The 2,250-nt window shown below is 58.3% G+C and carries 1 protein-coding gene; it reads right to left on the bottom strand.

Annotated elements, in window-relative coordinates:
* Positions 1–447: 447 nt before the first annotated feature.
* Positions 448–1,560 carry an alanine dehydrogenase gene (ald, locus tag QQL28_RS45540; RefSeq protein WP_284276398.1) on the bottom strand — a complete coding sequence of 371 codons (1,113 nt, stop codon included), beginning with the start codon at positions 1,558–1,560 and terminating at the stop codon, positions 448–450.
* Positions 1,561–2,250: the final 690 nt, after the last annotated feature.

Here is a 2,250-nt window from a genome sequence, read left to right as displayed (position 1 = left end):
CGCCCACCGGTCTCCACAACTTCAAGGCGGCTCGCTTGACGACTCTCAGTAAGGATATCCATACCGACAGTCAGCGACAGACCGGAAAAACCCGCAAGACGGCTCGTCCTCGGACGAGTACGCTGCAGAAGAGATTTACGGCTTCTGACCAAGCCGAAGCTCTAGGGTGCAAGCTTCTCGGCAGCGAGACAACCTCATGCGCAACGCGCGTGCGCTCGGATTTACGCTGGTACAAGCCCACCATCTGTGAATGGCCGGTCGTGTCCTTAACCTGGAAGATTGTGAGAACCAGCACAGACGGCATCGCAGACGGCCTTGCGCCCGAGAGCGCCGGTTTTAGCGCGCACTCTATCTGGACAATCCCAGTTAGGAGACGACCAAAAAAGGGGCCACAAAGGAGTGGCCCCCAAGTCAGGGAGGAAACGTCCCAAGGAGGAACCTCTGGGATCAGGCCGCAGCCCGTTCGATCGGTGAGAATGGCAAGCCGAGGCTCTCGGCCACGGCCTTATAGGTCAGCTGGCCTCGATAAACGTTGAGACCTGCGCGCAGATGCGGATTTTCGAGCACGGCTGCAAATCCCTTGCCAGCGAGAGCCAAACCAAATGGAAGGGTCGCGTTATTAAGTGCCTGGCTGGAGGTGAGCGGAACAGCTCCTGGCATATTGGCGACGCAGTAATGGATGACGCCATCAATCTCGTAAGTTGGATCTGCGTGTGTCGTCGGGCGCGATGTCTCGAAGCACCCGCCCTGATCGATGGCGACATCTACGATCACGGATCCCTTGCGCATGGAACTCAGCATGCCCCGACTGACAAGCTTGGGCGCGCTCGCGCCGGGCACAAGCACCGCACCGATGACGGCATCCGCCGCAAATATCTCTTCCTCGACCGCGTCCATCGTTGAAAATCTGGTGCGGACGCGCCCTTCGAACAGTTCATCCAGCTCGCGAAGTCGGGGGATCGAGCGTTCGAGAATTGTGACTTCAGCGCTCAAGCCGGCCGCCATCCGTGCCGCATGCGTGCCGACCACGCCGCCTCCGACCACCACGATCCGGGCCGCCGGGACACCGGGCACGCCACCAATCAACAGTCCCCGACCGCCTGCATGGCGTCTGAGGGCAGCACCGGCCGCTTCGATCGCCAGCCTGCCTGCGACTTCGCTCATAGGTGCGAGCAGAGGAAGCCCACCATGTCCATCTGCCACGGTTTCGTACGCAATTGCCGTGCACCCAGACTCGAGGAGCCCCTTGGCCTGCTCCGGATCCGGCGCCAAATGCAAATAAGTGAAGAGGATCTGATTCTCTCGCAATTGGGCCCACTCAGAAGGCTGGGGCTCCTTGACCTTTACGATCATCTCGCTCGAGGCGAACACCTCTTGAGGGGAGCCGACAATCGTTGCGCCCGCCTTACGATAGTTCTCATCGGTTGCCCCAATCCCGGCGCCCGCATTCGTTTCGATCAGCACGTTGTGACCGGCCGCCACGTATTCGCGGACAGCTCCAGGCGTAAGGCCCACACGGTATTCGTGTGTCTTGATTTCCTTGGGAACACCCACCTTCATTTGCAATCTCCTGACTTGGAGATATGTTTTAGGCGAAAGAGCAGTGTCACCTACGACGCAGATGATTAAACAGCGCATAAATTCAGCAATTCTGATATCCACGACGCAGGATTCCCAATAGACGAGGGTCGACACGTCTGAAAGGATGATCTCGGCAGGCGCAAATCGCTGATCAGCCTTACGGAAGTACACGGTCGGCGTTCCCGCCGATGTAACTCCATCGAGACCATCTCGCGGTAGCTGCAACGATCTGGGTCGGAAGTCGAGTGCGCGGCATTCGAAGGAGCGGCCTCGCACTCCCGTAAGTGACCCGAAAATAGCCGGACAGGGGCATGCAAAAGGCTTTCGCGGGCAGAAATCCGGCGCTGGATTGATCCGATGTTTAGAAGGTGTTTGGATAGTGGCCGACGAAGTGCCGGATGTTCAGCGTGATCAGCTGCCGCTTCGTCGATTGCAATCAGGCACGCTCGCCGTCAAAACGCTTATGAGTCATGGCAAGCCGCCGGCGCCTGCTTTCGTAGACCGAAGGTGCTAATCTCGGGCTTACTGTCGGTTGCGATCTCTATCAGAGCGGCGTTTCATCCTAATAGTTCGTCGTCCGTGAACAAGCCTCTAAGCGATTGAGCGGGAGTCTGTTTTTCGGATGCGGAGGCATTTGAGATTGCAGGGATTGGGAGCTTGAGAAGCCCA

Source organism: Bradyrhizobium iriomotense (genome assembly GCF_030160715.1).
Lineage (GTDB): Bacteria > Pseudomonadota > Alphaproteobacteria > Rhizobiales > Xanthobacteraceae > Bradyrhizobium > Bradyrhizobium iriomotense.
The sequence above is the reverse complement of the archived record's forward strand: the minus strand, read 5'-3'. Positions and strand labels throughout refer to the sequence as shown.

Coding starts and splice junctions, on each gene's coding strand:
- ald (WP_284276398.1), bottom strand. CDS start 1,560: ATGAAGGTGGGTGTTCCCAAGGAAATCAAGACACACGAATACCGTGTG.